Consider the following 4,861-nt stretch of genomic DNA (forward strand, 5'->3'; position numbering starts at 1 on the left):
GGCTTCGTAATCTTGCCCTGGGTTGATTAGGCATCGCTAGCAACCCCCTCTAACTCCCCCTTCTATTAACACCATCACTCACAATAGTCCGGTGTTCAAGGGGGAGAACCAAAAGCTAAGTCTTCGAATAATTTGAAGATTGGATAAAGAATAGATACGGGTGGCGGGTAGACGGGATTCGAAGAGCTAAAAGAGCAGATTCGAGCAGCGGAGCGGGTAAACGAGTAACAAGAGATGAAGAACGGATTCGAGTGGCGCTTTTCGTATCTCGCCACTCGCATCCCGTTACTGTCTTTAGCTCTTCGTTTACCCGGTTACTCGCATCTCGTTACTGCTCTTTAACTTTATTTCTTGTCGCTCGAATACGCATAGTTGTAATAACCGTAGCCGTAAGAGCTTGATGCTTTCTTCTCGATGGCGTTGAAGATAACGCCTTTCACTTCGATACCTGATTGTTCGAAACGGTTACGAGCCACTTCTATCTCTTTAATGGTGTTTTGACCGTAACGCACCACCATTAATGTGGTGCCAGCGAAGGCGCCGACAATGCTTGGGTCGGTTACCGCAAGTACGGGCGGGGTATCAACAATCACCAAATCATACTCTTTCGATACCCATTCCATTAGTTCTGCAAAGCGTGGGTGCATCAGCAGCTCTGATGGGTTCGGTGGCACTTGGCCGCGAGTAATAATATCTAGGTTCTCTACCGGTGTGGTTTTCACTGATTGAGCGAACTCTTGCTTGCCGCTCAGCACATCAGAAAGGCCGTTGTCCCATTTCACACCAAAGCTTTGTTGTAGGTAACCTTTACGCATATCGGCATCAATCAACAATACTTTCTGGCCTGTTTTTGCGGCTACTGCGGCAAAGTTAGTCGAGATGAATGATTTACCAATGCCTGGCGCAGGGCCAGAAATCATCAAGATGTTGTTTTTCGCTTCTAGCATTGCGAAGTGTAAGCTGGTACGAAGGCCACGCAGCGCTTCAACCGAAAGATCGGCAGGGTTCGATTCGGCAAGTAGTGCTTGTGTACCCTCAGTTTGCTTTTTCTTCGATTTAAAACGGTTGGTTAGCTCAATTTGTAAATCAGATTTTGGTACCGCTGCGTAAACCGGAAGGCCGATTTGTTCAATTTGGTCTGGGCTTTCAACACCACGGTGGAACGCCGCTTTCACTAATACAAATGCGACACTTAACATGCCACCCAGTAGCGTCGCTAATACAACAATCAATGGCTTCTTCGGTTTCACTGCACCTGCATACGCTTGCGCGTCATCTAAGATACGAACGTTACCGACCGTACCGGCTTTGATGATGCTGAGTTCTTGAACCTTGTTTAACAGCTGAATGTAGATTTGTTGGTTTACTTCAACATCACGTGTCATACGTAGTACTTCACGTTGTGTTTTCGGTAACTTTTGCACTTGCTTGTTCAGGCGCTCTCGCTCGCCCAACAACGTTTTACGCTTATCAATCAGTGACTTATATGCCGGGTGATCTTTAGTGAAACGCTGACTGATATCACTCTCTTTAAACGTCAGTTCATTCAATTGCGCTTCAAGCTCTACCATTACCTTCAGGGTTGATTGTGCTTCTAAACCCAAATCGATCGATTCGTTCTTTTGACGATAGTTGTTTAGCGTGTCTTCATAGCCCGTTAGCTCAGATTTAATACCAGGAAGGTGGCTCTTTAAGAACTGTAAGCTCTTCTCTGCTTCCGCAGAATTACGTTTCACGTTTTGTAAGAAGTAAGTCTGACTAATATGATTAAGAATTTCAGAAATCTGCTGCTTGTTTTCCCCTTCGAAACTTAGCTTCAAAATACCGGTTTGCTTTCCTTGCTCAGAAAGAGACAAAGAAGATTTCAGCCATTCGATCGCTTGCAATCGGCTACGTTGGCCAATCGAGAATTCAAAACCGTTATGAGATTCGAAACCTGCCACAAACAAGCTGTAGTCGTCGGCTGTGGCTAGCTCACCCACCTTGCCTTTTAGGATAACGCGCTCATCGTCGCGAACTAATTGGTAAGTGCCCTGCTCGGCATCTAGGATCTGGATCGTGTGCCCGTAGTCGCTCGCATAGCTTGGCATGTTGAAACGGCTAACCGCAATGTGGTTGATGTCGCCGGTCAAGCGCGCAAAGCCCTTACCAACGATAGGTGCATAGTTAGGAGATGTCACCGTCGTGAGGTTAAACTTATCCACCGTTTCACCCAAAATCATACGCGATTTGATGATCTCGACTTCGGTTGTAGCTGAAGATTCTTGAGAGAACAATTCGCCCATATCACCAACCATAGAAGAGATGCCACCAGAGCTTTTCTCTTCAATTTGGATCAGGGCATCCGCTTTGTATATCGGCGTCGAAAGCAAAGCAAACGCAATACCAAACACAGCAAAAACGAATGTGGTGAGCATGATTAGCCATTTAGCATCTAATAAGATGCCAAGCAGTTTTCCTAAATCTATCTCATCAGAGTTATCTGTATGCGATTGCTGAGAGGGTTGTGTTGTCATTTGTTTGCTACTTCCTAAAGTATTGCTATTTAAGAGACTATATACGCTCCGCGTACTTCTCTTTTATATTATTCCGTTGGTGGCTTTGCCATGCCTACATTTAGAGCATGACATTTAAAAAGCTGTCTATTTAAAACCTACTGCATCTAAAATCTATTGCATTTAAACCTACAGTTTTTTTGCCCAAGCTTGCGCCGCTTCGTCAATCAGCTTATAAGCGTGTTCAAACGCCTCACGACTTTGACGATAAGGGTCAGGAATGTCTTTTTGGCCAATCCACTGACCGAACAGCATGGTTTTACCGCGTGCCTCTGGCGATATTTGAGTAAGCGCCTCCATATGGCCCTTCTCCATCACCAAGATCAAGTCATACTGAGCACAAAGCTGTGGTGTAACTTGCTGCGATTGGTGATTTTCAACATCAACCCCATGTTCAGCAGCAATTAAAATGGCAGTGTCGTCTGCAGGCTTACCAATTAAACGGCTTTTCTCGGCCGCGATACCGGCAGAGGCCACTTCTTTGTTAGGCAGCAAGTTTTGTAAAACTCGCTCTCCCGTCGGGGAACGACAAATGTTGCCCACGCATACGACTAAAATTTTATTAAACATAATTGTCTCTAATTGTATTGGGCTTATAAGCTGGGTTTACTTTTAGATGTAAAAATCAGGTTACACGCACAATGCAACCTGATGATTAATTAGGGTTTATTACAAACCAGGGCTTATTACCAATTACGAACGCGCAACATGCCTTCGGTTAGCTCGTTAAAGCCAGAAATGGTTGGTACAAGCTGACCAATAACACGGTTCCAGCGGCTGATTGGCGCTGCCGTTACGTAAACAATATCATAAGGCTTTAAATCAAACTCGGTGCCAATCACTAAAGCTGATGCATCTTCCATATTGAGTTGGTAGATGTCTGCCATGCGTTCTGATTTATCATCAGAAGTTCGGATCACAAACACACCCGTTGCATCTGCCGTCAGCTGGTTAATACCACCTACGTTGCTGAGTGCTTCGGTTAGGCTCATCCCAACGCGATCAATCTTAAGTAGTTGAGGATCGTTCACTTCACCCATCACGAACACTTTCTGGTTGTCATTACGCGGTACGTGAACAATATCACCGGCTTGAAGTAAGCGGTTTTGAGTTAAGTCACCACGTTGCATCAAACCGTAAAGTGAAAGGTTCTCTTCCACGCCATTGCGGGTTAATGAAACATTACGCCAATCAGCATCTTCAGACAAACCGCCAGAACGGTTCACGGCATCCAGTAACGTTAAAGGGATATTAGTGATTGGCTGCTGGCCAGGTTTAGATACTTCACCGGTAATGTAGGTTTTCTTAGATCGGAAAGCCGCTACGTTTACATCAACTTGAGGGCTTTCGATGTATTTCGCCAAACGTTCCGCTATATCAGAACGAATTTCACGAACCGTTTTTCCTGCCACTTCGACTGTACCAATGTACGGGTAGAAGATGGTGCCGTCAGCATGAACCCAGTTACCCGCTTCAGTACTACTACGGTAAGAACCCGCAGGAATCGTCAGTTCAGGGTGATCCCAGATCGTGATATTTAAGATATCGCCCACGCCGACTTTGTATTCATACTTTGCGATGTCTACGTCAAGTTCAGGGTTGGCTTGTGACACCGACAATGTACCCGTTTGGTAAGTCGACACTAGCTGCGCCGTCAGCGGATACACATTCACCACTTCAGAAATATCAGACTCTTGCTGCTCCTCTGAAGGCTGAATCACATTCTTGTTGCCAGTAGAAAGGTGAGTTCCTGGAGTAGTACACCCTGCAAGCAATACAGGAAGGAGCGCTAAAAGGAGACGATTTTTATTAATCTTCATGTTAACCAAGTCATAGAAACGGAATGTGTCGTGATATCCCAAAGGACACCCAAAGAAGTTAGAACAAACAATTTTATCAGCTACGCAGTATTTAATTGAGTTAAGGAGGGCTATTACTGTGATATCGCTCCCACTTAATATCAAAGATAGGAACGCTACCGCCCTTTGATATTCCGCGACATCACACTGCGTAGTTAATCTGCCTCTATCTATCTGGAATTGAGATAGAGGTTTTTTGTCATAAACCGAGCCAAAGATCGGACTTTCACACGGTTATTTTATTGCGTATGCATTATCCACAATTTGTGTTTATTATCAACCTAGTTGAATGGTTTAGGAGCAGATACGGGATACGGGTAAACGAGATGCGAAGAGCTAAAGAGCAAGAACAAGAGCAAGAGCAAAAAAAAAGGTTCATCGCGGCTTTCCGGGGAAAGCCGCTTTTATCTTCAAGAAGAAGTAGTCGGTATCTCGATACCCATACCC

3 protein-coding genes are annotated in these 4,861 nt (G+C 45.0%); all 3 read right to left on the minus strand.

The window, feature by feature from the left end:
- Nucleotides 1-344: 344 nt before the first annotated feature.
- The 3 genes from AB4482_RS09470 to AB4482_RS09480 all read right to left on the minus strand — a co-directional run bounded on the left by AB4482_RS09470 (nucleotide 345) and on the right by AB4482_RS09480 (nucleotide 4,375).
- The gene (locus tag AB4482_RS09470) at nucleotides 345-2,516 is read right to left on the minus strand and encodes a polysaccharide biosynthesis tyrosine autokinase (protein WP_372180835.1); all 2,172 of its coding nucleotides are present in this window, start codon (nucleotides 2,514-2,516) and stop codon (nucleotides 345-347) included.
- Nucleotides 2,517-2,684: 168 nt separating this feature from the next.
- Complete coding sequence (locus tag AB4482_RS09475; RefSeq protein WP_372180837.1) at nucleotides 2,685-3,125, minus strand: low molecular weight protein-tyrosine-phosphatase; 441 nt, start codon at nucleotides 3,123-3,125, stop codon at nucleotides 2,685-2,687.
- 116 nt (nucleotides 3,126-3,241) lie between these two features.
- Nucleotides 3,242-4,375 (minus strand): polysaccharide export protein, encoded by a 1,134-nt coding sequence (locus AB4482_RS09480; protein ID WP_372180839.1) that lies wholly within the window; start codon nucleotides 4,373-4,375, stop codon nucleotides 3,242-3,244.
- Between the last annotated feature and the right edge of the window lie 486 nt (nucleotides 4,376-4,861).

The organism is Vibrio sp. 10N.222.55.C7, from assembly GCF_041473335.1.
Lineage (GTDB): Bacteria > Pseudomonadota > Gammaproteobacteria > Enterobacterales > Vibrionaceae > Vibrio > Vibrio crassostreae_C.

What these genes read in the sequence shown, in the direction of transcription:
- AB4482_RS09480 (WP_372180839.1), bottom strand. Translation starts at nt 4,375, where the DNA reads ATGAAGATTAATAAAAATCGTCTCCTTTTAGCGCTCCTTCCTGTATTG.
- AB4482_RS09475 (WP_372180837.1), bottom strand. Translation starts at nt 3,125, where the DNA reads ATGTTTAATAAAATTTTAGTCGTATGCGTGGGCAACATTTGTCGTTCC.
- AB4482_RS09470 (WP_372180835.1), bottom strand. Translation starts at nt 2,516, where the DNA reads ATGACAACACAACCCTCTCAGCAATCGCATACAGATAACTCTGATGAG.